Annotated in this window: 20 protein-coding genes; 16 read left to right on the top strand and 4 right to left on the bottom strand. The window is 67.7% G+C overall.

The features are described from left to right. Window positions 1–53 precede the first annotated feature (53 nt). The 5 genes from rpiB to MF610_RS12020 all read left to right on the top strand — a co-directional run bounded on the left by rpiB (window position 54) and on the right by MF610_RS12020 (window position 3,867). A complete protein-coding gene (gene rpiB, locus MF610_RS12040; protein WP_242196835.1) occupies window positions 54–494 on the top strand; it encodes a ribose 5-phosphate isomerase B in 441 nt (146 codons plus the stop codon). A gap of 137 nt (window positions 495–631) precedes the next feature. Continuing rightward, window positions 632–1,927 carry a serine hydroxymethyltransferase gene (gene glyA, locus MF610_RS12035; protein WP_242196833.1) on the top strand — a complete coding sequence of 432 codons (1,296 nt, stop codon included), beginning with the start codon at window positions 632–634 and terminating at the stop codon, window positions 1,925–1,927. 12 nt (window positions 1,928–1,939) lie between these two features. After that, complete coding sequence (locus tag MF610_RS12030; RefSeq protein ID WP_242196828.1) at window positions 1,940–2,092, top strand: hypothetical protein; 153 nt, start codon at window positions 1,940–1,942, stop codon at window positions 2,090–2,092. Between the two features lie 57 nt (window positions 2,093–2,149). After that, window positions 2,150–2,611, top strand: a complete 462-nt coding sequence (gene nrdR, locus MF610_RS12025; protein WP_242196826.1) for a transcriptional regulator NrdR — start codon at window positions 2,150–2,152, stop codon at window positions 2,609–2,611. Between the two features lie 206 nt (window positions 2,612–2,817). Next, on the top strand, window positions 2,818–3,867 hold the full coding sequence (locus tag MF610_RS12020) for a TrmH family RNA methyltransferase (protein WP_242197555.1): 1,050 nt from the start codon (window positions 2,818–2,820) through the stop codon (window positions 3,865–3,867). Between the two features lie 173 nt (window positions 3,868–4,040). On the opposite strand, the gene MF610_RS12015 is transcribed toward MF610_RS12020, so the two are convergent. Beyond that, the gene (locus tag MF610_RS12015; protein ID WP_242196820.1) at window positions 4,041–4,346 is read right to left on the bottom strand and encodes a chorismate mutase; all 306 of its coding nucleotides are present in this window, start codon (window positions 4,344–4,346) and stop codon (window positions 4,041–4,043) included. A gap of 197 nt (window positions 4,347–4,543) precedes the next feature. On the opposite strand from MF610_RS12015, the gene rpsD reads away from it, so the two are divergent. Next, complete coding sequence (gene rpsD / locus MF610_RS12010) at window positions 4,544–5,155, top strand: 30S ribosomal protein S4 (RefSeq protein ID WP_055788240.1); 612 nt, start codon at window positions 4,544–4,546, stop codon at window positions 5,153–5,155. A 416-nt stretch (window positions 5,156–5,571) separates the two neighbouring features. Next, window positions 5,572–6,141, top strand: a complete 570-nt coding sequence (locus tag MF610_RS12005) for a hypothetical protein (RefSeq protein ID WP_242196817.1) — start codon at window positions 5,572–5,574, stop codon at window positions 6,139–6,141. 143 nt (window positions 6,142–6,284) lie between these two features. On the opposite strand, the gene MF610_RS12000 is transcribed toward MF610_RS12005, so the two are convergent. Then, on the bottom strand, window positions 6,285–6,836 hold the full coding sequence (locus MF610_RS12000) for a septal ring lytic transglycosylase RlpA family protein (RefSeq protein WP_242196815.1): 552 nt from the start codon (window positions 6,834–6,836) through the stop codon (window positions 6,285–6,287). Window positions 6,837–6,918: 82 nt separating this feature from the next. Here MF610_RS12000 and MF610_RS11995 point away from each other — a divergent pair, with 82 nt between their 5' ends. The 5 genes from MF610_RS11995 to fucP are packed head-to-tail and all read left to right on the top strand — an operon-like array spanning window position 6,919 to window position 11,459. Then, window positions 6,919–8,028 carry an S-(hydroxymethyl)glutathione dehydrogenase/class III alcohol dehydrogenase gene (locus MF610_RS11995; RefSeq protein WP_242196812.1) on the top strand — a complete coding sequence of 370 codons (1,110 nt, stop codon included), beginning with the start codon at window positions 6,919–6,921 and terminating at the stop codon, window positions 8,026–8,028. 59 nt (window positions 8,029–8,087) lie between these two features. Next, window positions 8,088–9,095 (top strand): aldo/keto reductase, encoded by a 1,008-nt coding sequence (locus MF610_RS11990; protein ID WP_242196810.1) that lies wholly within the window; start codon window positions 8,088–8,090, stop codon window positions 9,093–9,095. Next, window positions 9,092–9,823, top strand: a complete 732-nt coding sequence (locus tag MF610_RS11985; protein WP_277924078.1) for an SDR family oxidoreductase — start codon at window positions 9,092–9,094, stop codon at window positions 9,821–9,823. Before MF610_RS11990 ends, MF610_RS11985 begins: the two co-directional genes overlap by 4 nt. Then, a complete protein-coding gene (locus MF610_RS11980; protein WP_242196804.1) occupies window positions 9,820–10,164 on the top strand; it encodes an L-rhamnose mutarotase in 345 nt (114 codons plus the stop codon). The genes MF610_RS11985 and MF610_RS11980 overlap by 4 nt, the downstream gene beginning before the upstream one ends. Next, entirely contained in the window at window positions 10,161–11,459 is a 1,299-nt protein-coding gene (gene fucP / locus MF610_RS11975; protein WP_242196801.1) for an L-fucose:H+ symporter permease, read from the top strand. Before MF610_RS11980 ends, fucP begins: the two co-directional genes overlap by 4 nt. Here fucP and MF610_RS11970 read toward each other — a convergent pair. Further along, window positions 11,450–13,285 carry an amidohydrolase family protein gene (locus tag MF610_RS11970; RefSeq protein WP_242196799.1) on the bottom strand — a complete coding sequence of 612 codons (1,836 nt, stop codon included), beginning with the start codon at window positions 13,283–13,285 and terminating at the stop codon, window positions 11,450–11,452. The two genes, fucP and MF610_RS11970, sit on opposite strands and share 10 nt — an antisense overlap. A 76-nt stretch (window positions 13,286–13,361) precedes the next feature. On the opposite strand from MF610_RS11970, the gene dacB reads away from it, so the two are divergent. From dacB to MF610_RS11955, 3 genes are all read left to right on the top strand, one after another. Continuing rightward, on the top strand, window positions 13,362–14,765 hold the full coding sequence (gene dacB / locus MF610_RS11965) for a D-alanyl-D-alanine carboxypeptidase/D-alanyl-D-alanine endopeptidase (RefSeq protein WP_242196796.1): 1,404 nt from the start codon (window positions 13,362–13,364) through the stop codon (window positions 14,763–14,765). Between the two features lie 162 nt (window positions 14,766–14,927). Then, window positions 14,928–17,945 carry a TonB-dependent receptor plug domain-containing protein gene (locus tag MF610_RS11960; protein ID WP_242196794.1) on the top strand — a complete coding sequence of 1,006 codons (3,018 nt, stop codon included), beginning with the start codon at window positions 14,928–14,930 and terminating at the stop codon, window positions 17,943–17,945. Between the two features lie 181 nt (window positions 17,946–18,126). Further along, on the top strand, window positions 18,127–19,305 hold the full coding sequence (locus MF610_RS11955; RefSeq protein WP_242196791.1) for a serine hydrolase domain-containing protein: 1,179 nt from the start codon (window positions 18,127–18,129) through the stop codon (window positions 19,303–19,305). A 205-nt stretch (window positions 19,306–19,510) separates the two neighbouring features. Here MF610_RS11955 and MF610_RS11950 read toward each other — a convergent pair whose 3' ends face one another. Beyond that, window positions 19,511–20,440 (bottom strand): DUF808 domain-containing protein, encoded by a 930-nt coding sequence (locus tag MF610_RS11950; protein ID WP_242196788.1) that lies wholly within the window; start codon window positions 20,438–20,440, stop codon window positions 19,511–19,513. 477 nt (window positions 20,441–20,917) lie between these two features. Here MF610_RS11950 and MF610_RS11945 point away from each other — a divergent pair, with 477 nt between their 5' ends. Then, window positions 20,918–22,816, top strand: coding sequence for a methyl-accepting chemotaxis protein (locus tag MF610_RS11945; RefSeq protein WP_242196785.1), 1,899 nt, complete (start codon window positions 20,918–20,920; stop codon window positions 22,814–22,816). Window positions 22,817–22,821: the final 5 nt, after the last annotated feature.

Raw genomic sequence — 22,821 nt, 5'->3', positions numbered from 1 at the left:
CCGTCGACGACACAGCCTAGCGCCGCCGCGTCGTGACCGCTAGAAGCGGCGCCATGGCCCGTATCGCAATCGCATCCGACCACGCCGCTCTGACGCTCAAGGCAGAACTCGCCACTTGGTTGCATGACCAGGGGCACGAGGTCGCTGACCTGGGCCCCCACGACGCGACCAGCGTCGACTATCCCGACTATGGCTACAAGTTGGCGCAGGCGGTTAGCGGCGATGCGGCCGATTTCGGCGTAGCGCTGTGCGGATCGGGCATCGGCATCTCGATCGCGGTCAACCGGGTCGCGGCCTGCCGCTGCGCACTGGTGTCCGAACCGCTTTCCGCCGCGCTCGCACGCGAGCATAACGACGCCAACGTCATCGCGATGGGCGCACGGCTGATCGGCAGCGAGATGGCAAAGGCCTGCCTTACCGCCTTCCTCGCCACCCCCTTCGGCGGCGACCGCCACCAGCGCCGCGTGGACAAGCTGGGCAATCCGCCGGTCTAAGCGGAAGGTTGGGGTTCGCGCGAACCCGCCTTCGTCTTCTCGACCTGACGACCGTCTAAACCCGATTCCCCGGGTGGCATTTGGACGACACCCGGACTAAAGCGCGCGCAACCTCTTCTTCAGCGGGAGCCGCGCCCATGACCGACCAGTTCCGCCCCGACAGTTTCTTCGAAACCACCCTCGCCGATGCCGATCCCGCCGTCTTCGCGGGCGTGGCGCACGAACTGGAGCGCGAGCGCTACCAGATCGAGCTGATCGCGTCGGAAAACATCGTGTCGAAGGCGGTACTGGAGGCGCAGGGCAGCGTCTTCACCAACAAGTATGCCGAGGGCTATCCCGGCAAGCGCTATTATCAGGGTTGCCACCCCTCCGACGAGGTCGAGCAGTTGGCGATCGACCGCGCCAAGCAGCTGTTCGGCTGCGGCTTCGTCAACGTGCAGCCGCATTCGGGCGCGCAGGCGAACGGCGCGGTGATGCTGGCGCTGACCAAGCCCGGCGACACGATCATGGGCATGAGCCTCGACGCCGGCGGTCACCTGACCCACGGCGCCAGGGCGGCGATGTCGGGCAAGTGGTTCAACGCGGTACAGTACGGCGTCGACCGCGAAACGCATCTGATCGATTACGACCAGGTCGCGGCGCTGGCGCGCGAGCACAAGCCGACGCTGATCATCGCCGGCGGCTCGGCTTATCCGCGCCAGATCGACTTCGCCAAGTTCCGCGCGATCGCCGATGAAGTCGGTGCCAAGTTCATGGTCGACATGGCGCATTTCGCGGGCATCGTCGCCGCCGGGCTGCACCCGACCCCGTTCGGCCACGCCCATGTCGTCACCACCACCACGCACAAGACGCTGCGCGGCCCCCGTGGCGGCATGGTGCTGACCGACGACGAAGCCATCGCCAAGAAGATCAATTCGGCGGTGTTTCCGGGGCTTCAGGGCGGCCCGCTGATGCACGTCATCGCGGCCAAGGCGGTAGCGTTCGGCGAAGCGCTGCGCCCCGAGTTCAAGGACTATATCCGCGCCGTCGTCGAGAATGCGCAGACGCTGGCCGCGACGCTCAAGGACCGCGGCGCCAACGTCATCGCCGGCGGCACCGACACGCATCTGGCGCTGATCGACCTGACTCCGCTGGGCGTTACCGGCAAGGATGCCGACGAGGCGCTGGAGCGCGCGGCGATCACCTGCAACAAGAACGGCATCCCGTTCGACCCGCTGCCCCCGGTCAAGACCAGCGGCATCCGCGTCGGATCGCCCGCCGGCACCACCCGCGGGTTCGGCAAGGCCGAGTTCGCCGAGATCGGCCATATGGTCGCCGACGTGCTCGACGGCCTGCGCGCCAAGGGCGAAGCCGGGGACCCGCACGTCGAGGCGGACGTTAAGGCACGGGTTCGGGCGCTGTGCGAGCGGTTCCCGATCTATCCGGGTCTGTAAGGAGTTCGTGACATGAAGGACAAGTCGGTCGGCAAGAGCATGGCGAAATGGGGCGCGCTGGGCGCGGTCATCGCCATTCCGGTACCGTTTGTCGGCCCGCTGATCGGCGCCGCCGCCGGCGCGGGCTATGCCTATTACAAGGCGAACAAGAAGCCGCGCTACTGACGCGGCACCCAGCCCGCCCCGCCTGATGGCGGGGCGGCGGGTCCAACGGGAATTACGATGCGCTGTCCGTTCTGTGCCCATGAAGACAGTCAGGTAAAGGACAGCCGCCCCAGCGACGACGGTGCCGCCATCCGCCGCCGCCGCCAATGCAGCGGCTGCGGCGCGCGCTTCACCACCTTCGAACGCATCCAGCTGCGCGACCTGACCGTCGTGAAGTCAGGCGACCGCCGCCAGGCGTTCGACCGCGACAAGCTGCTGCGCTCGGTCGCCACCGCCTGTCGCAAGCGGCCGATCACGCCCGCGCAGGTCGAACGATTGGTGTCGGGCATCCAGCGGCAATTGGAAACCACCGGCGACAGCGAAGTGGCATCGGGCCGGATCGGCGAGCTGGTGATGGAGGGGCTGCAGGGTTTGGACCCGGTCGCGTACATCCGCTTCGCCAGCGTCTACAAGGACTTCCGCGAGGCGAAGGACTTCGAGGAATTTGCCGGGGCGGTGGGGGATGCGGCGAAGGGGTAGCGCCTCTTGGCCTTCCTCGGCTCACGCGGTTTTCACCTGCCCCGACCAACCCCGTTCAGTTCGAGCAGCTTCGAGCTTGTCGAGAAGCGTCCGTCGAGAACCCGGCCATTTGGGCCACCCCCTTCCCCCCGTTCGGTTCGAGCAGTATCGAGCTTGTCGAGATACGCCCGTCGAGAACCCTTCTCGGCCCTGCGAACCCAAGGCCCATCATGTTCTACGTCTACATCCTCAAATGTTCGGATGGCACCTATTACACCGGCCAAACCGACGACCTCGACCGCCGCATCGCCGAGCATCAGTCGGGCGCGTTCGAAGGCTACACCCATGACCGCCGCCCGGTCGAACTGATGTGGCACGAGACCTTCCAGACCCGGACCGATGCGCTGGAGCGCGAGGCACAGGTGAAGGACTGGTCGCGCAAGAAGAAGGAAGGGCTGTTCCGCGGCGACTGGTCGACGATTTCCACGGCGGCCAGTTCTCGACGGGCGGATCTCGACAAGCTCGATGCTGCTCGAACCGAACGGGATGGGGCGGAAGGTGCGCTCCCCCCCGTCATCGTCCTCGTCCGCCCGCAACTCGGCCAGAACATCGGCAAGGCCGCGCGCGCCATGCTGAACTTCGGCCTCGTCGAAATGCGCCTCGTCGCCCCACGCGACGGCTGGCCCAACCCCGAAGCCGGCCCGGCGGCCAGCGGCGCCGACCAGGTGCTGCGCGACGCCACCGTCTATGAAACGGTCGCCGACGCCGTCGCCGATTGCGCCCATGTCTACGCCACGACCGTCCGCAAGCGCGGCATCACCAAGCCGGTCGTCACTCCCGAAGCCGCCGCACAGGCGATCCGCGCCGAGCCCGGCCGCTCGGCGATCCTGTTCGGCCCCGAACGCTCCGGCCTCGAAACCGACGATGTGGCGCTCGCCCGCACCATTCTGACCGTCCCGATCAACCCGGAATTCGGCTCGCTCAACCTCGCCCAGGCGGTGATCCTGGTCGCCTATGAATGGTCGAAGGGACAGGCCCTCGCCAGCCCGCCGACCGTCGACCTCGGCCAGCCCGCCCTGCACGAGGAACTGGAGGGGATGATCGGCCAGCTCGACGACATGCTGGAGGCCGCGCGCTTCTTCTTCCCCCCCGAACGTGCGGCGACGTCGCGGCGGACGCTGCGGACGTTGCTGACGAAGGCAGGGTGGACGTCGCAGGAGGTGCGCACGATGCGCGGCGTGCTGTCGGCGCTGGATGGGGCGAAGCGCCGGCGGTAGCCTCGTCTCTCCCCCACACTCTCCCCGTTTAGTTCGAGCAGCTTCGAGCGAAGTCGAGAAGCGTCCGTCGAGAACGTCTTGTTTGGGGCAACCCCTTCTCGACTTCGGTTCTCGACAAGCTCGAACCTGCGCTCGAAGCAAACGGGAAAGGGGGGTGGGTTGCAGGCCTTGCCCTACCCCCGCGTCGCGTCGAACCGCGCCAACTCATACCCGATCGACGCCTCGACCAGCCGCTCCCACAAATCACCCACCACGTCCTCCGGCACGCCCGCCGCAACCGCCGCCGCCCGTGCATTGGCGATCACCTCAGCCTTGCGCGCCTCGTCGCGCACCGCCTCGCGCCCCGGCTTGATCCGCGCCGCGGCGTCCATATACGCAAACCTGCGCGCCAGCAGCGCCACCAGTTCGCGGTCGAGAGCGTCCACGCCGGCGCGGACTTCGGTCATGGTGGTGCACTCGGGCCCAGGCAGGATCGTCATGCAACGCGCTGTGGCGCGGGACGCTCGCCCTGTCCAGCTTGACTCCTCGGGCCCACCCGGCTAACCGCGCCGCTTCGCAATTCGGCCCCGCATTCCCGGTGAAGCGGTGGCCCCGACCACAAGTCGGAGGCGAAGACCGGGAGCCGCGATCGTCCCCGGACGGTCAAACGTCATACCAGATTGCATTGGAAATACCCATGTCGAAGCGCTCCAGCGCCAAGTACAAGCTCGATCGCCGCCTTGGCGAAAACATTTGGGGTCGTCCCAAGAGCCCGGTGAACAAGCGTGAATATGGCCCCGGCCAGCACGGTCAGCGCCGCAAGGGCAAGATGTCGGACTTCGGCATCCAGTTGCGCGCGAAGCAGAAGCTGAAGGGCTATTACGGCGACGTCACCGAAAAGCAGTTCAAGCGCACCTATGAAGAAGCGTCGCGCATGAAGGGCGACACCGGTCAGAACCTGATCGGCCTGCTCGAACAGCGCCTCGACATGATCGTGTACCGTGCCAAGTTCGCCCCGACCGTCTTCGCCGCGCGTCAGCTCGTCAGCCACGGCCACGTCCGCGTCAACGGCGTGAAGTGCAACATCGCGTCGCGTCGTTGCTATGTCGGCGACGAAATCTCGCTGGGCAGCAAGGCGCAGGAAATGGCGCTGGTCCTCGAAGCGCAGACCCTCGCCGAGCGTGACGTGCCCGAATATATCGGCACCGAAGGCACCAAGGTCACCTTCACCCGCGTTCCGACGCTGGACGAAGTGCCCTATCCGGTGAAGATGGAACCGAATCTGGTCGTCGAATTCTACTCGCGGTGAAGTCGCGCTGAGCCAAGGTCCAGCAAAGCTGGACCGAGGCACCACCTCAGCGCGACCGGCCGGCGGGGCCAAAGCCCCGACCGACGGCATGGGCTTTGCCCATGGCGCTGGCAGAAAAGAAAGGGCGGCCCTGCAAGAGGCCGCCCTTTCTGCGTCTCGGCCCTCGGGGCGGTCCGCCAAGCAACCCGCGCGCCCAGCCGCAGAAGGCCCCAGCCTGCGCTGGGGGGACGTGATATAGCGGGCGGAAAACGGACATCTTCTCCCGCCACAAACGTCATCCCAGCGAAGGCTGGGATCTCCCGGTTGCAACAGCACCGCCGCACCACGAGCGCGCCTGCCGCTCCTCCCCCACGATCCCCCTTTACGCCCCCACCACCTGCACGTCACACTCCCCGCGCCACCATTCGCGAGGTCCCATGCTCCGCCTGTCGATCGCTCTCATCGCCCTTTCGATCGCCACCCCCGCCCCGGCGCAGACCGCCGACAACCCGGAAATGGCGAGGATGTTCGCCGAGGATCAGGCGATCCGAAAGAATGTGAAGCCCGAATGGTTCAAGGACATGACCTTCGTGCGCAAGATGTGGGCCGACGACACCGCGCGCCGCGAACGGACCCGCACGCTGCTCGATCAGGGCAAGCTGACAACGGCGGAAGACTATTACGCCGCGGCGTTCGTGTTCCAGCATGGCGACAAGCCTGCGGACTATCTCCTCGCGCACACGCTTGCGCTCGCCGCCGCCGCCCGGGGTAAGAAGGACGCCAGCTGGATCGCCGCCGCGACGCTCGACCGCTATCTACAGGCAGTCGGACAGAAGCAGATTTACGGCACCCAGTGGCGGGCACCGGAAAATCGCGAACTGACCCGCGAACCCTATGACCGTGCGCTGATCCCCGACACGCTGCGCACCGCGCTCGGCGTCCCGGTACTAGCGGTCCAGGACAAGCGCCTGGCCGAAATGCAACCCAAGCCGGCACCGACCAAATAACCGCTTTCCTACAACGAGACCCAACGCCACGATCGCCAACGCGGCCCACTGCGTCCGCCCGCTCTTTGACCCCGCCGGACACTACCATCGAACCTAATGTACAAACACGCCACTAGTGTGAACTTCGTGATCTTTGGCCCGCGCTACAGCCCGCTCGCCCGCAATTGCGCCCGCAAATTGGCGCGCGTCGCCTCGTCGACCGGCCGCAGGTCGCGCGCCGCCTTGCCCCGGCGCAGCCGCGCCCGGTCGCGCTCGGCGGGCGACACCACCCGCACGCGGACCGGAACCACGCCCCGCCCGCGCGCGCCCAACGCCTCGGCCGCGCCCCTCGACAGGTCGAGGATGCGCCCGCGTCCCGTAAACGGTCCGCGATCGTTGACCCGCACGACGATCCGCCGCCCGGTGTCGAGCGCGGTCACCTCGACATAGCTTGGCAGCGGCAGCGTGGTATGCGCCGCGGTCACCCCGCGGGCACGGAACCGCTCGCCATTGGCGGTCTGCCGCCCCGACTCGCTGCCATACCAGCTCGCCAGCCCGAGCATGTCGTAGCTTGGATCGGCGGCCGGGACATAGGTCACGCCCCGCACCCGGTACGGCGCGCCGATCTTGACCGCAGCATCGCTGACCGGACGATAGCTGCCGCCGGCGCAGCCCGACAGGAACAGCAGCGCAAGGATCGGGAGACGTGGCGACATGGCCGCGCGATGTAGCCGATCGCACGCCCCTTGCCGACCCCCGCCCGCCCCCGCTAGGTCGCGACCATCAAGGAGACGTCCCATGAAGACCCGTGCCGCCGTCGCGTTCGAAGCGAAGCGCCCCCTCGAGATCGTCGAACTCGACCTCGAAGGCCCCAAACCCGGCGAAGTCCTGATCGAGATCATGGCGACCGGCATCTGCCACACCGACGCCTACACATTGGACGGGCTGGATTCGGAAGGCATCTTCCCGAGCGTGCTGGGCCATGAAGGCGCGGGCATCGTCCGCGAAGTCGGCGCGGGCGTGACCAGCGTCGCGGTCGGCGATCACGTCATCCCGCTCTACACCCCCGAATGCCGCCAGTGTAAGTCGTGCCTGTCGGGCAAGACGAACCTATGCACCGCGATCCGCGCGACCCAGGGCAAGGGGCTGATGCCCGACGGCACGACCCGCTTCAGCTACAAGGGGCAGCCGATCTACCATTATATGGGCTGCTCGACCTTCTCGAACTTCACCGTCCTGCCCGAGATCGCGGTGGCGAAGATTCGCGAGGACGCCCCGTTCCAGACCAGCTGCTATGTCGGCTGCGGCGTCACCACCGGCGTCGGCGCGGTGGTCAACACCGCCAAGGTCGCGCCGGGCGACAACATCATCGTCTTCGGCCTCGGCGGCATCGGGCTGAACGTGCTGCAGGGGGCGAAGATGGCCGGCGCCAACATGATCGTCGGCGTCGACATCAACCCCGACCGCGAGGAATGGGGCCGCCGTTTCGGCATGACCCACTTCGTCAACCCGCGTGAGGTCGGCGGCGACATCGTCCAGCACCTTGTCGCGCTGACCGACGGCGGCGCCGACTACACGTTCGACTGCACCGGCAACACCGACGTCATGCGCCAGGCGCTGGAGGCGTGCCATCGCGGCTGGGGCACCAGCATCATCATCGGCGTGGCCGAGGCGGGCAAGGAGATCGCCACCCGCCCGTTCCAGCTCGTCACCGGGCGCAACTGGCGCGGCACCGCGTTCGGCGGCGCGAAGGGGCGGACCGACGTGCCGAAGATCGTCGACTGGTATATGAACGGCAAGATCGAGATCGACCCGATGATCACCCACGTCCTCAGCCTCGAGGAGATCAACAAGGGCTTCGACCTGATGCACGCCGGGGAAAGCATCCGCTCGGTCGTCGTCTACTGACGCTTTTGGTTTTGACAGGTGAAATTACTTCGCGGATACTCGCCGGGAGAGGATAGGCGATGACGCAGAGGCAGGCGCCCGCCAGGCTGGGTTTTGGCGGCGCCGCGATCGGGAATCTGTATCGACCGGTCGGCGATGACGCCGCCCGCGCGACGATCGACGCCGCTTGGGGCCGCGGCATCCGCCGCTTCGACACCGCGCCGCATTACGGCTTCGGCTTGTCCGAACGCCGGCTGGGCGATGCGCTGGCCGACCTCGATCCCGATGGCGACGCGATCCTCTCGACCAAGGTCGGTCGGGTGCTGCGCCCGGTGCCCGACCGCGACCTCGCCGTCGAACGGCAGGGCTTCGTCTCGCCCGAACCGGTCGAGAGCGCGTTCGACTATTCGCGCGACGGCATCCTCCGATCGTTCGACGCCAGCCGCGACCGGCTGCGCCGCGACCGGATCGACCTGCTGCTCGCCCATGATTTGGGCGCGATGACGCACGGCGCCGACCATGCGGCGCAAATGGCGACGTTTCTCGACGGCGGCTATTTAGCGATGCGCGCGCTTCGCGATGCCGGCGCGGTCGGCGCGATCGGCGTCGGCGTGAATGAGATCGCGGTGTGCGAGGAACTGCTTACCCAAGTCGAGCTCGACGCGATCCTGCTCGCCGGGCGCTACACGCTGCTCGAACAGGACGCGCTCGACACGCTGCTGCCGCGCTGTGCCGCGCTCGGGGTAGAGGTGATCGTCGGCGGGCCGTATAATTCGGGCATTCTCGCCTCGGGCACCGGGCCGGACGCCCGCTATAATTACGAAACGCCGCCAGCCGACGTGACGCGCCGGGTCGACGCCATCGCCTCGATCTGCGCCCGCTACGCCGTACCGATGGCCGCCGCCGCGCTGCAATTCCCGATGGCGCATCCGGCCGTCGCCGCAGTGATCCCCGGCATGGCCGATGCGACCGAATTGGCGCAGGCGGTGACGCTCGCGACCCTGCCCATCCCGCCTGCGCTATGGGCCGATTTGATCGATGCCGGTCTGATCCGCGCCGACGCCCCTATCCCCCTGGAGATCGCATGACCCGCCTGTCCGGCAAAACCGCCATCGTCACCGCCGCGGCCCAAGGCATCGGCCGCGCCGCCGCCGAACTGTTCGCGCGCGAAGGCGCCCGCGTCCTCGCGGTGGACATCAACGCCGATGCGCTGGCGACGCTGACCGGCTGCGAGCCGCACGTCGTCGACCTGATGGACCCTGAGGCGATCAAGGATTTTGCCGCAAAGGTCGGCGCGGTCGACATCCTGTTCAACTGCGCCGGCTTCGTCCATGCCGGCACGATCCTGACCACCGAAGAGGCCGACTGGGACTTCAGCTTCGACCTGAACGTCCGCGCGCAATATCGCCTGATCCGCGCGCTGCTGCCGGCGATGATCGACGCAGGGAGCGCCTCGATCGTCAACATGTCGTCGGTCGCCAGCCATGTGATCGCCGTACCCAACCGCTTCGTCTACACCGCGTCGAAGGCGGCGGTGATCGGCCTGACCAAATCGGTCGCGCTCGATTTCGTGGGGCAAGGCATACGCTGCAACGCGATCTGCCCCGGTACCGTGCAGTCGCCCTCGCTGGAGGACCGCATGGCCGCGACCGGCGATGCCGACGCCGCCCGCGCCGCCTTCACCGCGCGCCAGCCGATGGGGCGGCTGGGCCGGGCGGAGGAGATCGCCGAACTGGCGCTCTACCTCGGCTCCGACGCATCGTCCTACACCACCGGCGCGGTCCATGTGATCGACGGCGGCTGGTCGAACGCATGATCCGCGTCCTGACCCTCGACCTGGTCGACGACGCAGCGGCGATCGCGGAATATGAACGCTGGCACACCCCCGGCAACGTCCCCGCCCCGGTCCTCGCCGCGATCCGCGCGTCGGGGGTTGCGGAAATGCAAATCTTCCGCACCGGCACCCGGCTGGTCATGACGATGACCGTCCCCCCCGGCTTCGATCCCGCGGCAAAGGCCGATGCCGACGCCGCCGACCCGCAGGTCGCCGAATGGGAGGCAAGGATGGGCGAGTTCCAGCGGGCGCTGCCCGCCGCGCCCGCTGGCAGCCGCTGGACGCCGATGACCCCGATCTTTACCTTAAGCGACCACCCATGATCCCTCCGACCGCCCCGCAGGCGCAAGCGCCCGCCGCTGCCGAACGCCGCTTCATCACGCCCGGCTACGCCACCGGCTTCGCGGTCGTGGTCAGCCTGTTCTTCCTCTGGGCGGTCGCCAACAACTTCAACGACATCCTGATCCGCCAGTTTCAAAAGGCGCTCGCCCTCGACCGTGCGCAGGCCGGGTTCATCCAGTTCGTCTTCTATATCGGCTATTTCGTCATGGCGTTGCCGGCGGGGATGGTGCTGCGCCGCTTCGGCTACCGCGCCGGCATCCTTGCCGGGCTCGGCTTCTACGCGGTCGGCGCGCTGCTCTTCTATCCGGCGGCGGAGGTGCGCGAATATGCCGCGTTCCTGGGCGCGCTGTTCGTGCTGGCATCGGGCGCCGCGTTCCTCGAAACCGCCGCCAATCCCTATATCGTCGCGTTCGGCGATCCCGCCCGCGCCGAACAGCGGCTGAACCTCGCGCAGGCGTTCAACGGCCTTGGCGGCGCGATCGCCCCGGTGATCGGCGCGAAGTTCATCTTCTCGGGCGTCGAGCATGACCGCGCCACGCTCGACGCGATGGCCCCCGCCGCACTCGATGCCTATCGCGCGACCGAGGCGCAGATGGTGCAGTTGCCCTATCTGGTGCTGGCCGGAGTCGTGGTGCTGATCGCCATCACCATCGCCGTCGTCCGCCTGCCCGAAGTCCCGCGCGACATCGGCGGCGATACGCTGGGCGGGCTGCGCTCGGTGATCGGCGTCCGGCTGTTGCGCTGGGCGGTGGTGGCGCAGTTCTTCTATGTCGGCGCGCAGGTCGGCGTGTGGAGCTTCTTCGTCGATTTCGTAAAGGCGCTCAGCCCCGCCACGCCCGAGCGGGGGGCGGCGTATCTGCTGTCGATCAGCCTCGCGCTGTTCCTCATCGGTCGCCTGATCGGCACGGCGCTGATGCATCGCATCGCCGCCACGCGGTTGCTGACCGGCTTCGCGCTCGCCAATATCGTGCTGATGCTGGTCGCGGCGCTGGGCAGCGGGATGGTGGCGATCGGCGCACTGCTGCTGACCGGTTTCTTCATGTCGATCATGTTCCCGACCATCTTCTCGCTCGGCGTCCGCGACCTCGGGCCCCGCGCGCCGCTGGGGGCGCCGTTGATCGTGATGGCGGTGATCGGCGGGGCGGTGTTCCCCCCGGCGATGGGCTGGCTCAGCCACGGCGTGGTGTCGATCCAGACGGCGATGCTGGTCCCGTGCCTGTCGTTCGCGGTCGTGCTGGCCTTTGCGCTGGCCGCCGCCCGCGCAGGTCAGCGGTAGAAGCGGACCTTCGCCAGTTCGAGCCACGCCCGCCCGCCGGGCTCACCGCTCAACCGCACGCTGACACTACGCAACCGGGTGAGGTCGAGCGGGGTGCCGCCATTGGCAAAGGCACTGAACGGCAACCGGATCTCGCGCCGGTCCCCGCTCGCCTCGAACGGCGCGCGAAACCCCGACCGCGCGCCATAGACGTCGAACGCCATCACATAGCGCCCCGCCCCGCGCGCCTCGAACGCGATGCCGGTAAAGCCGCGCGCATCGGCGACGTCGATCGCGCCCTTCGTCAGCGGCAGCACCAGCGCCGCGAACGGCCGGTCCGCCGCGCCCAGCCGCGCGACCGCGAACAATCGCGGATCGTGCGGCGCATCGGGACGAACAATATCGAGCCGGCTGTGATCGGTCCCCGGCTCGACGCTCTCGACCGGGAGCGTGTCGAGGTCGGTGCGCCCGTCGCTCCGCGCACCGGTATCGATCGGCCCGGCCATCCGGTGCACCGGCATCGGCGTCAGCGCCGGATCGTCGATCCGCCGGCGTAGCGGCACCAGCGGCACCTCCCGTCCGGCAACGAACACCCGCCGCACGTCGTGCAGGTCGTCGATCGTCACATCGGGCCGCCCGCCGACGAGGATCAGGTCGGCGCGCTGGCCGATGGCGATCCGGCCATGGTCGCGCTGGCGCAGGATATCCGCCGCCCCGCCGGTCGCCGCGACCAGCGCTTGCGCAGGCGTCAGCCCCAGCCCCGCCAACAGCCGCGTCTCGCGCACCGCGCTCGACCCGTGATAGACGCCGCCGATCCCGGCATCGGTGCCGACGCCGATGCGGATGCCCGCCGCGTGCAGTGCGCGGACATTGGCCTGCATGATCGCCCAGCGCTTCGATTCGAGTTCGGGGATTGCGTCGACCGGCCGCGCCATCCGCGCCGACTCCGCCGCGCGTTCGGGCACGGCCAGATGCTGCCATTCCAGCGGCACGAACGTCCGGTCCTGCTGCGGCTCATACACCACCAGCGTGGGCACATAGGCGACGTTCTTCGCCCGCATCAGCGCGATCAGTTCGGCATCGACCGGGGCATCGCCGACGCCATGGCCCAGCGCATCCACTCCGGCGGCAGCGGCGATCTTGGCGCCGGCCAGCGTCACCGTGTGGGTGATGACCGGCAGGCCAGCGTCATGGGCGTCGTCGACGATCGCGGTCAGGGTCGGCACGTTCATGCTCGCCAGGTCGGGCGACCGGCCATAGCGCCAGCCATCGGCGAACACCTTGATGACGTCGGGCTTGTACGACAGCGCGGTCTTCATCGCGACATGCGCGGCGCGCGGCGTCGTGGCGGTCAGCGTGAAGAAGCTGCCCCAGCCATATTCGGTACCATGTCCCCCCGGCACGCCCAGCCGAATGGCGAGGTTCAGGCGCGGCGTCGGGATGGCGCCGTCGGCGGCGATGGCGCGGATCGGCGCCAGCATCTCTCCCGACAGCGAAAAGTCGTTGGCGCTGGTGATGCCGTTCACCAGATGCGAGCCCCATGCCTTGCCCAGATCGTCCGGACTGCCATAGCCCGACGCGCGCAAATGGGTGTGCAGATCGTGCAGCCCGGGCAGGAGCGTCAGCCCGCGCGCATCGATCACCCGCGCGCCGCGTGGCCGCGCCAGATGCTTGCCCACACCGACGATCCGGTCGCCCATCACCAGCACGTCGCCCGGCACCGCCGCTGCCCCCGTCCCGTCGAACACCCGCGCGCCGCGGATCAGCAGCGCGTCGCCCGACGCCGCCGGCCGGTCGGCGGCAACCAGCAACAGGGGCATCAACGCGAGCAGGAGGCGATGGAGCATAGGTCCATGTGTATCGGCTATAGCCGGCAGGTCCAACCGGTTGCGCGGCGCCCGGCGCGCTCTAGGATGCGGTCCCATGCACAGGATATCGACGATCTTCATCGGGGCGGCAGGGGTGATGCTGGCGGCGGCGGCGCCCGATCCGGGGATCGAGGCCAGCGTCCGCGCGGCGCTGGCCAAGGCGCCGCCGGGCACGCGCTTCGGACTGGTCGTCGCCGATGCCGCCGGGGTGGAACGGGTCGCGATCGATCCCGACGGACGCTACGTACCCGCTTCGAATACCAAGATTTTCACGACGTTGGCGACCTTCGCCACGCTGCCGCTTGACGGGCCCGACGATGCCGGGACGGGCGTGCGGATGGAGGAACGCGACGTGGTGCTGGTGGGGGCGGGCGACGCGCGGCTGTCGAGTGCCGCCGATTGCCGGGTCGATTGCCTGTCGACGCTGGCCGATGCGGTGGCGGCGCGGACGAAGACCGTCGGCGACGTGATCGGCGACGACAGTCGCTTCCCCGACCAGCGCTGGTCGCCGGGGATGGGGTGGAACAACATGGCCGGGCGCTATGGCACCGCCGCCTCCGCGCTGACGCTGGACGACAATGAGGTGGCGGTGACGATTACCGCCGACGGTGGCCGGGCGGTCGTCGGTGGTTCGGACTATTACCGGATCGACAACCGGATACGCGTCGGTACGACCAACGCCGTCGGCTTCGACCGGATGCCGGGCAGCGACGTGCTGCGCCTGTCGGGGACGGTCGCGCCGGGACCGGGTGCGACGGTGCGGGTCGGGGTGGAGGACGCGGCGCATCATGCGGCGTGGATGTTCGCGAAGGTGTTGCGGACGAAGGGCGTTCGGGTGACCGGGCGGGTGGGGGTGCGGCACCGCCCCTATCGGGCGGAAGAGGATGGCGGCGTCGTGGAAGGTGGCACACCGCCGCCGATGTTGGCGCGCACCCTGCCCGCCCCGCTGATCGACGACATCGCGATCACCAACAAGGCCAGCCAGAATTTGCACGCCGAACTGTTGCTGCGGCGTATCGGGAGCGTGCGCGGCACGGGATCGATCGCCGACGGGCTGACGCAGGTCGCGGGCATGTTGCAGACGGCGGGCGTGCCGCGCACGGCATGGACCCTGTCCGACGGATCGGGCATGTCGACCTATAACCGCGTGACTCCGCGGGGGATGGTGACGCTGCTGCGCTGGGCACAGGCGCAACCCTGGGGCGCGCGGTGGATCGCGACGCTGCCGGTCGGCGGCGTCGACGGGACGCTGGCCCGCCGGTTCAAGGATACGCCGCTCGCCGGCAAGCTGCACGCCAAGACGGGAAGCCTGAGCGGTGCGTCGGCGCTGGCCGGCACGATGACTGCCGCCAGCGGACAGGCGCTCACCTTCGCGATCTACGCCAATGATTTCCCCGATGGCAGTCCGGCAACCCCGGCGATGGACGCAGCGCTGTTGGCGGTGGCCGCCGCACTATAGCCGCAAGCTATGGCGCTGCCATGTTTCTTGGGTGAGTGTTACCGTATTGCTACGGTCGCACCGAAAAGCGCCATGCCCGCCCCTTTCACACGATGACGCTTTTGTTGCTTATTGTTGCCGACAGCCGCCGGGGGGCGGCGCGGACAATTTGGGGGCGACGACATGCGGGCTGGCAAGGCGATGATGCTGATGAGCGGTTCGCTGCTCGCGGCGATGATGGCGACGGGTTCGGCCGGCGCGCAGACGGTCAGCGAAGGCGTGACGACGCAGGAGGCAGCGACCCCGACCGGCGTCGCGGTACAGACCACCCCGGCATCGAAGGCGGACGATGGCGAAATCCTCGTCACCGGATCGCGAATCAAGCGCGACCCCAATAACAGCTCGCTCCCGCTGCAGATCATCAGCAATGCCGAACTGGAACGCAACGCGATCGCCAGCCCGGAACAGCTTATCAGCCTGCTGACCAGCAACGGTACCGGTGCCGACAACCTCGCCTCCAACGCCGATGTGACGACCGGTGCGCAACGCGGCACCAACGGCCTGTCGGCCGCCAACCTGCGCGGTCAGGGGTCGGCGGCGACGCTGGTGCTGCTCAACAGCCGTCGCGTCGCGGCGCACGGTCTGTCGGGCGCGGCGGTCGATGTGAACCAGATCCCGTTCGCGGCGATCGAGCGGGTCGAGGTGCTGAAGGACGGCGCGTCGGCAATCTATGGCACCGACGCGATCGGCGGCGTCATCAACTTCATCACCCGCACCGATTACCGGGGCGTCGGCGTGATGGGCGCGACCGACATCACCGAACAGGGCGACGGCAATATCTATCGCGTGTCGGCGATCGCCGGCTTTGGCGATCTGGACGATCAGGGGTTCAACGTGATGGGCGCGGTCGCCTATCGCTGGAACAACATCCTGTTCGGCGCCAATCGCGACTTCGTGAACGGCAACCAGCCCGATCGCGGCCTGTCGGTCGACACGCGCGGCACGCCGATCGCCACCGCTTTCCCGCTAAACCGTTCCACGCTGCAAGGCAGCACGCTGGCGAACGGCACGCTACTGGGCGGCACCGCGACCGCACAGGTACTGGCCGGCCTCGTCATCCCCGGCACGACCACGGCGGCATCAGGCGGGATCAACCCGCTCGACCTGCCCGGCGGTGCCGGATGCGAATCGATGGACGGCGGCATGGCCTATGACGATGCGCTGTGGAACAACGTGTCCGCCCGCTATGCCTGCGCCTGGGATACGGGCCGCGCGGCGGTGATCCAGCAGCCGATCAAGACACTGACCTATCTCGCCCGCGCCGTCGCGCGCGTGGCGGAGGATCACCAGATTTCGCTGGAAGTCACCGGATCGAACGCCAATTCGGCCAAACTGTTCTCCAATGCGCAGGTGTCGAGCAACACCACCAACCTGCAGGTCGCCTATCCGCTCAACAGCCTGACCGCGCCGACCTACAACGCGGTCTACAACGCGATCCGCGGCACCTTTCCGGCGGTCGCCGCCAATTACGGCAAGCCGATCGCGTTCCGCTGGCGCTGTCTTGCCTGCGGCCCGCGCGAATATGAGACCGATACCAAGACGCTGCGCGTCACGCTGGCCGCTGAAGGGCCGCTGTGGACCGGCTGGGACTATCGTGCCGGCGGGTCGTATGCGCGCAGCGAATCCAGTTCGGTGCTGGGCAGCGGCTATTATTATCGCGGCACGCTGAACAACGGTGCCTATGATCCCACCGCGCCGACCGCAGCGGGCGCCGCCGGCCCCGGCCTCGCCGGGCTGCTCAACAGCGGCATCCTGAACCCTTTTACCGTCAACCAGACCGACGCGGCGCTGGCGGCGCTGGCATCGGTGTCGGCGGAAGGATCGACGCTCTATGGCGGGCGCTACGAGGTCAAGCAGATCGACTATTCGATCGCCGGTCCGCTGTTCCGCCTGCCCGGTGGCAAGGCGCAGCTGGCGGCCGGCATCGATTTCCGCAGCGAAACCTACAGCTTCAACGGCTCCGAAGCCGCCGCCGCCAACGCGCCGGTCATCTTCCTTGCCGCGTTCGACAATGTGAACGCGTTGCGCCGCCGGAACCGGCAGGTGAAGGCGGCCTATACCGAATTGCTGCTGCCGCTGTTCCGCGGGTTCGAACTGACCGGGGCGCTGCGCATCGACGATTATGGCGATTTCGGCACCAGCACCAATCCGAAGGTGTCGGTGAAGTACCGCCCGTGGGAACCGCTGATGTTCCGCGGATCGTTCAGCACCGGGTTCCGCGTGCCGACCTTCAACCAGATTTTCAACGGGCTGACCGATTCGCCCTATGCCGGGCGCGACCTCGCCGATCCGGTGCGCTGCCCCGGCGGCATTCCCAACACCACCAACCCGGCCTGCCAGGCGGTACAGCCCAACATCTATACCGGCGGCAATCCCGATCTGGGGCCGGAGAGTGCCAAGATGTTCAGCGCGGGCGTGGTGTTCCAGCCAGCACCGAAGTTCAGCGCCTCGGTCGATTTCTGGGCGATCAACGTCGACGACACGATCCAGCTGCTGACCGAGCGCGAGCTGATCGACAATGCGAGCCTGTTCCCCGACCGCTTCATCCGCAATGGGGCGGGCGAGCTGGTCATCATCGACCGGCGCTGGATCAATGCCGGTGCGCGGCGGACGCAGGGCCTCGAACTTACCGCGCGCGGCGGGGTCGACGGGTTCGGCGGCAGCTTCCTTGCGGGGATCGACGGCACCTATATGCTCAAGCGGCGGGAGAAGCTGACCGAGGGGTCGGACTATGGTCCCAGCCTGATCGGCGTGTTCAGCTTTGCCGGCGACCTGAGCCTCAAATGGAAGCACAATGCGTTCGTCAGCTATACCAACGATCAGGTAACAATTGCCCTGACCCAGCTGTACCGCGACGGGTACCGGAACCAGGCGCTGCCCGGTATCGCCGCGGGCACGGTGACGCGGCCGGGATTCAACGAATTCGTAAAACCCTATGTCACCTATAACCTTGCGGTCAGCTTCCTGAATCTGGGCAACAGTGCGACGCGGCTGACGCTGGGGGTCAAGAACCTGTTCGACGTCGATCCGCCGTTCGCGATCACCTATGATTCGAACACCGGCTCGGGCGGGGCATGGGAACCGCGCGTCGCCGATCCGCGCGGACGGGCGTTCACGGTGCAGGCGGATGTGAAGTTTTAGGGGGGAAGCTCGCCACTTCCCCGTTTGGTTCGAGCAGCTTCGAGCGAAGTCGAGAAGCGTCCGTCGAGAACGGGTAGTTTGGGGCAACCCCTTCTCGACTTCGGTTCTCGACAGGCTCGAACCTGCGCTCGAAGCAAACGGATGGGGTAAGGTTGGGTAGAGCGGAAACCGGGGAAGCCATATGCCGATAGTCGCAGCCGCCCTTCTGCTCGCCGCCTCACAACCGGTCGCCGAGGTGCGGGTCGCGTTCGATCGGCGTGGCGAGACGGCGGTCATCGCGACCGGCCTTGCCGATATCGCCGCCAACCGTCCCGTCACCGCCGACGATCCGGTGCGCGTCGCGTCGATCTCCAAGCTGGTGACCGCGATCGCGGTGCTGCGGCTGGTCGATGCAGGAGCACTCGATCTCGATGCCGATGTGTCGGAAGCGCTGGGCTGGCGGTTGCGGCATCCACGCTACCCCGATGTGCCGATCAGCCTGCGCATGTTGTTGTCGCATCGCGCGGGCATCGCCGACGGGGTCGACTATGTCCTGCCCCTTGATGGCGAACTGGCACCGGTGCTGGCCGATCCGAAGGCGTGGGATACCGCACACGCGCCGGGCAGATGGTTCGCCTATGCCAATCTCAATTTCCCGATCGTGGCCAGCGTGATCGAGCGGATTACCGGCGAGCGGTTCGACCGGGCGATGCAGCGGCTGGTGTTCGCGCCGCTCGGCATCGAGGCCTGCTATAATTGGGCAAGCTGTCCGCCCGATTTCGCGGCGCGGGCGGTCGTGCAATATCGCGGACGCCAGCCGACCAAGGACGACCATCAGGGCCGCCCCCCGCCCTGCCCGGTAGAACCGGCGCGCGACGGGTCGTGCGACCTGTCGCGGTGGCGTGCCGGGGTGAACGGCGCGATGTTCTCGCCGCAAGGGGGCTTGCGCATTTCCGCGCGCGGGCTGGCGACGATCGGGCGGATGCTGTTGAATAAGGGTCGCATGCCCGGCGGGCGGTTGTTGTCGCGGCGGGCGTTCGCGACGCTGACTACTCCGCTGTGGACGTGGGACGGGACCAACGGCGATACCGGCAGCGACGCGACGACGGGCGCGAAGCAAGCCGGATTCCTGTGCCGCTATGGCCTCGCGGTAACGTTCCTCGCCACGCCGGCCGGCGGGTGTCGCGACGACCCGTTCGGCGACGGCCGGGTCCGCATCGGTCATGCTGGCGACGCCTATGGCCTGCGCTCGGGGCTATGGGTCGATCTGCGGCGCGGGACGGGCGTCGCCTATTTCGCGACCGACGTGCCGGTCGTGCCCTCACCGCGTTCGGCTTTCACGCCGACCGAGGAGCGGTTGGCGCGCGGGGTGGTGCGGTAGGTTGGGGGTGGTTGTTGCGTTCCCTTACCCCACCCTACCAAATCCGTTTGCTTCGAGCGCAGGTTCGAGCTTGTCGAGAACCGAAGTCGAGAAGGGGGTGCCCCAGGCGACCAAGTTCTCGACGGGCGCTTCTCGACAAGCTCGAAGCTGCTCGAACCGAACGGTGGGCGCCGGGGGTGGCGGGAAGCGAAGGGAAGCCCCGCCCTCAATGCTTCTTCGGCAGGACGTGCAGCACGCCGGCGATGATCCCGCCGATCACGATACCGAACACCGCGGCGGCGGCAGCGTTGACCAGCCAGTCGAGCACGCCGCCCAGCGCAGGCACCGCTTGCGCCGCGTGGTGCGCGGTGTCGTGGACGAAGTGCGGCAGGGTGGCGAAGCCGAATTCCTCCATCCCGTGCAGGATGATCTGTCCGCCGACCCACAGCATCGCCGCGGTGCCGATCAGCGCCAGTGCCTTCAGCACGACCGGCATCGCCTGCACCAGCCCGCGGCCGACCGTCTGCGCGATCGCGCTGGAACGGCGGGCGAGCGCGAGGCCGATATCGTCCATCTTCACGATCAGCGCGACGACGCCGTAAACGCCCACGGTGATCGCGATGCCGACCACCGCCAGCGCGATGCCCTGCATCCAGATCGACAGCGCGGGCAGTTCGTTCAGGGCGATGATCATGATCTCGGCCGACAGGATCAGGTCGGTGCGGATCGCGCCGCTGACCTGCGTGCGCTCCATCTCCGCCGGATCGGTGCTGACGGCGGTCTCCGCCGCTTCATGCCCGCCGAGCAGCGGGGCGAGGACCTTTTCCGCACCCTCGAAGCACAGGAACGCGCCGCCCGCCATCAGGATCGGGGTGATCGCCCATGGCGCGAAGAATTTCAGCAGCAGCGCGGCGGGCAGCAGGATCAGCAGCTTGTTGCGGAGCGAACCGAGCGCGATCTTGCCGATGATCGGCAGTTCGCGCCCGGGCGACAGGCCGGTGACGTAGCGCGGGGTGACCGCGGCATCGTCGATGACGACGCCCGCCGCCTTGGCCCCGGCGCGCCCGGCCGCCGCGCTGACATCGTCGAGCGATGCCGCGGCGAGCTTCGCGATCGCGGCAATATCGTCGAGCAACGCAACCAAACCACCAGCCATCGGCCATTCCCCATCTTGTGCGGACCGAGCGGTAGCGGCAGCTTCCAGACAATTCCACGAAAAGCGTGTCTGGCCCCCGGGGCCCCGGTGGCGGCACCCGGTCCCTGCGGGATTTGCGCAACCACGCCGAGTATTTTTATTCCGTGTCGCCGCCGGGTCGATGCAGCGCGTTAAGCATGTCTCCCCCCTGCGGAACGGCGCAACCATGACCGGGCCGGTGCGACCGGGCGGCGGGAGGTCGCCCCAAGCCGCTGCCATTGCAGCGTTTCGGATCGTGCCGTTCCTGCCAGCGGCGAACTTGCAGAGAAATCGGCAGGAAAAGACATATCCTGTCGCAGTGATCCGCCCGAACGGTCGTTAACTTCCCTTCCCGCAATCCTAACAGCCGTCGAACCAAATCTTAGAAACCATCCGCATATTCCGCGATCGTACCTTCCACTTCGGACAAGCGAACAATTTCTTGCGATCGGAAACAATATGCGCGCTACGATAAAGATGAAGCTGGTAGCGACATTTGCCGTCGTCCTGCTGTTACTGTCGGGGATCGTCGGGTTCAGCGTCAGCCGGCTGGGGAGGCTGAACACATCGATGAGCGATCTGGTCGATGATTCGGCAACGACACTCGACCGTATCCAGCAGTTCAACGATGCGGCGAACTCGGCGGTGATCGCCGAGAAGAACGTCGCGCTGACGACCGATCCGACGGTGCTGGCGCAGCAGCTGGCCGAAATGAAGCGCCAGCGTGCCCGCGCCGACGACCTGATCGCGGTGACGCCGGATACCGCCGATGCGAACGACAAGGTGCTGTTCCAGAAGATCCGGCAATCCTGGGCGACGTACAAGCAGGTGGCGGACAAGGCCTTGGCGCTGTCCCGCCAAGGGAACAGGCAGGACGCCGCCGTGATCTCGATGGGCGAGGGACGCGAGGCAGCCGACATGTCGGGCAGCATCGTCGACCAGATGGTGTCCCGCCAGCGCGAGGAGATGCGCAACGCCGATCGCGAAGGCGACGCGCTGTATGCCCAGTCGCGTACGACGCTGTTCGCCGTGGCGCTCGGCGCGTTCCTGCTGGCGATCGCGGGAGCGACGTGGGTCAGCCTGCTGGTGTCGCGTGGGCTGAAGAAGGTGTCGGTCGCGCTCGACGCGGTGGCGCAGGGCAACCTCAACCCCGATGTGCACGCCAGGAGCAACGACGAGATCAGGGATCTGGTCGACACGGTCGGGCGGATGACCGGCAATTTGCGCCAGTCGGCGGGGCTGGCCGATGCGATCGCGCTGGGCGACCTGTCGCTGGACCATCAGCCGCTGTCGGACAAGGATCAGCTGGGCATCGCGATGGGTCGGATGGTCGCCGGGCTCCGCCAGTCGGCAGCGCTGGCGGACAAGATCGCGCAGGGCGACCTGACCGTCGACCATACGCCGCTGTCGGACAAGGACCGGCTGGGCCATGCGCTGGTGACGATGGTCGAGCGGCTGCGTGCCGTCGTCGGGGACGCAACGGCGGCGGCGGACAATGTCGCGGGCGGCAGCCAGGAACTGTCGGCCTCGTCGGAACAGGTATCGCAGGGTGCCACCGAACAGGCCGCTTCGGCGGAAGAAGCCTCGGCATCGATGGAAGAGATGGCCGCCAACATCAAACAGAATGCCGACAATGCCGCGCAGACCGAAAAGATCGCACGTCAGTCGTCGAAGGATGCCGAAGCCAGCGGCGTCGCGGTCGACCGTGCAGCCAAGGCGATGCGCACCATCGCCGAAAAGATCGGCATCGTGCAGGAAATCGCGCGCCAGACCGACCTGCTGGCGCTGAACGCCGCGGTCGAGGCGGCACGCGCGGGCGAACATGGCCGCGGCTTCGCGGTCGTCGCCTCCGAAGTCCGCAAGCTCGCCGAGCGTAGTCAGACGGCCGCTGCCGAGATCAGCGCGGTGTCGAGCGACACGGTGCAGGCGGCGGCACAGGCCGGCGAAATGCTGACCAAGCTGGTTCCCGACATCCGTCGGACTGCCGAACTGGTGTCCGAAATCAGCGCGGCGTGCCGTGAACAGGACATCGGCGCCAGCCAGATCAACCAGGCGTTGCAGCAGCTCGACCAGGTAACGCAGCAGAACGCGTCGGCGTCCGAACAGATCACCTCGACCTCCGAGGAACTGGCCGGACAGGCGAACGAACTGCAGCAGAGCATCGCCTTCTTCCGGGTGGACGACGGTCCCGCCGCGCGCCGTCCGGCCGCGCGCAAGCCCGCCGCCCGCACCCAGCCCAAGGCGAAGGCCAAGCCGAACTCGGTCGCCGATCAGCAGACCCGCGCCCGCGGCTTCGCGCTCGACCTGTCGCACGGCGGACCGGACCATGGCGACGCCGATTTCGGACGCGCGGCATAACCGGC

The sequence above is a fragment of the Sphingomonas hankookensis genome, from assembly GCF_022664465.1.
Classification (GTDB): Bacteria; Pseudomonadota; Alphaproteobacteria; order Sphingomonadales; family Sphingomonadaceae; genus Sphingomonas; species Sphingomonas hankookensis.
The sequence above is the reverse complement of the archived record's forward strand: the minus strand, read 5'-3'. Positions and strand labels throughout refer to the sequence as shown.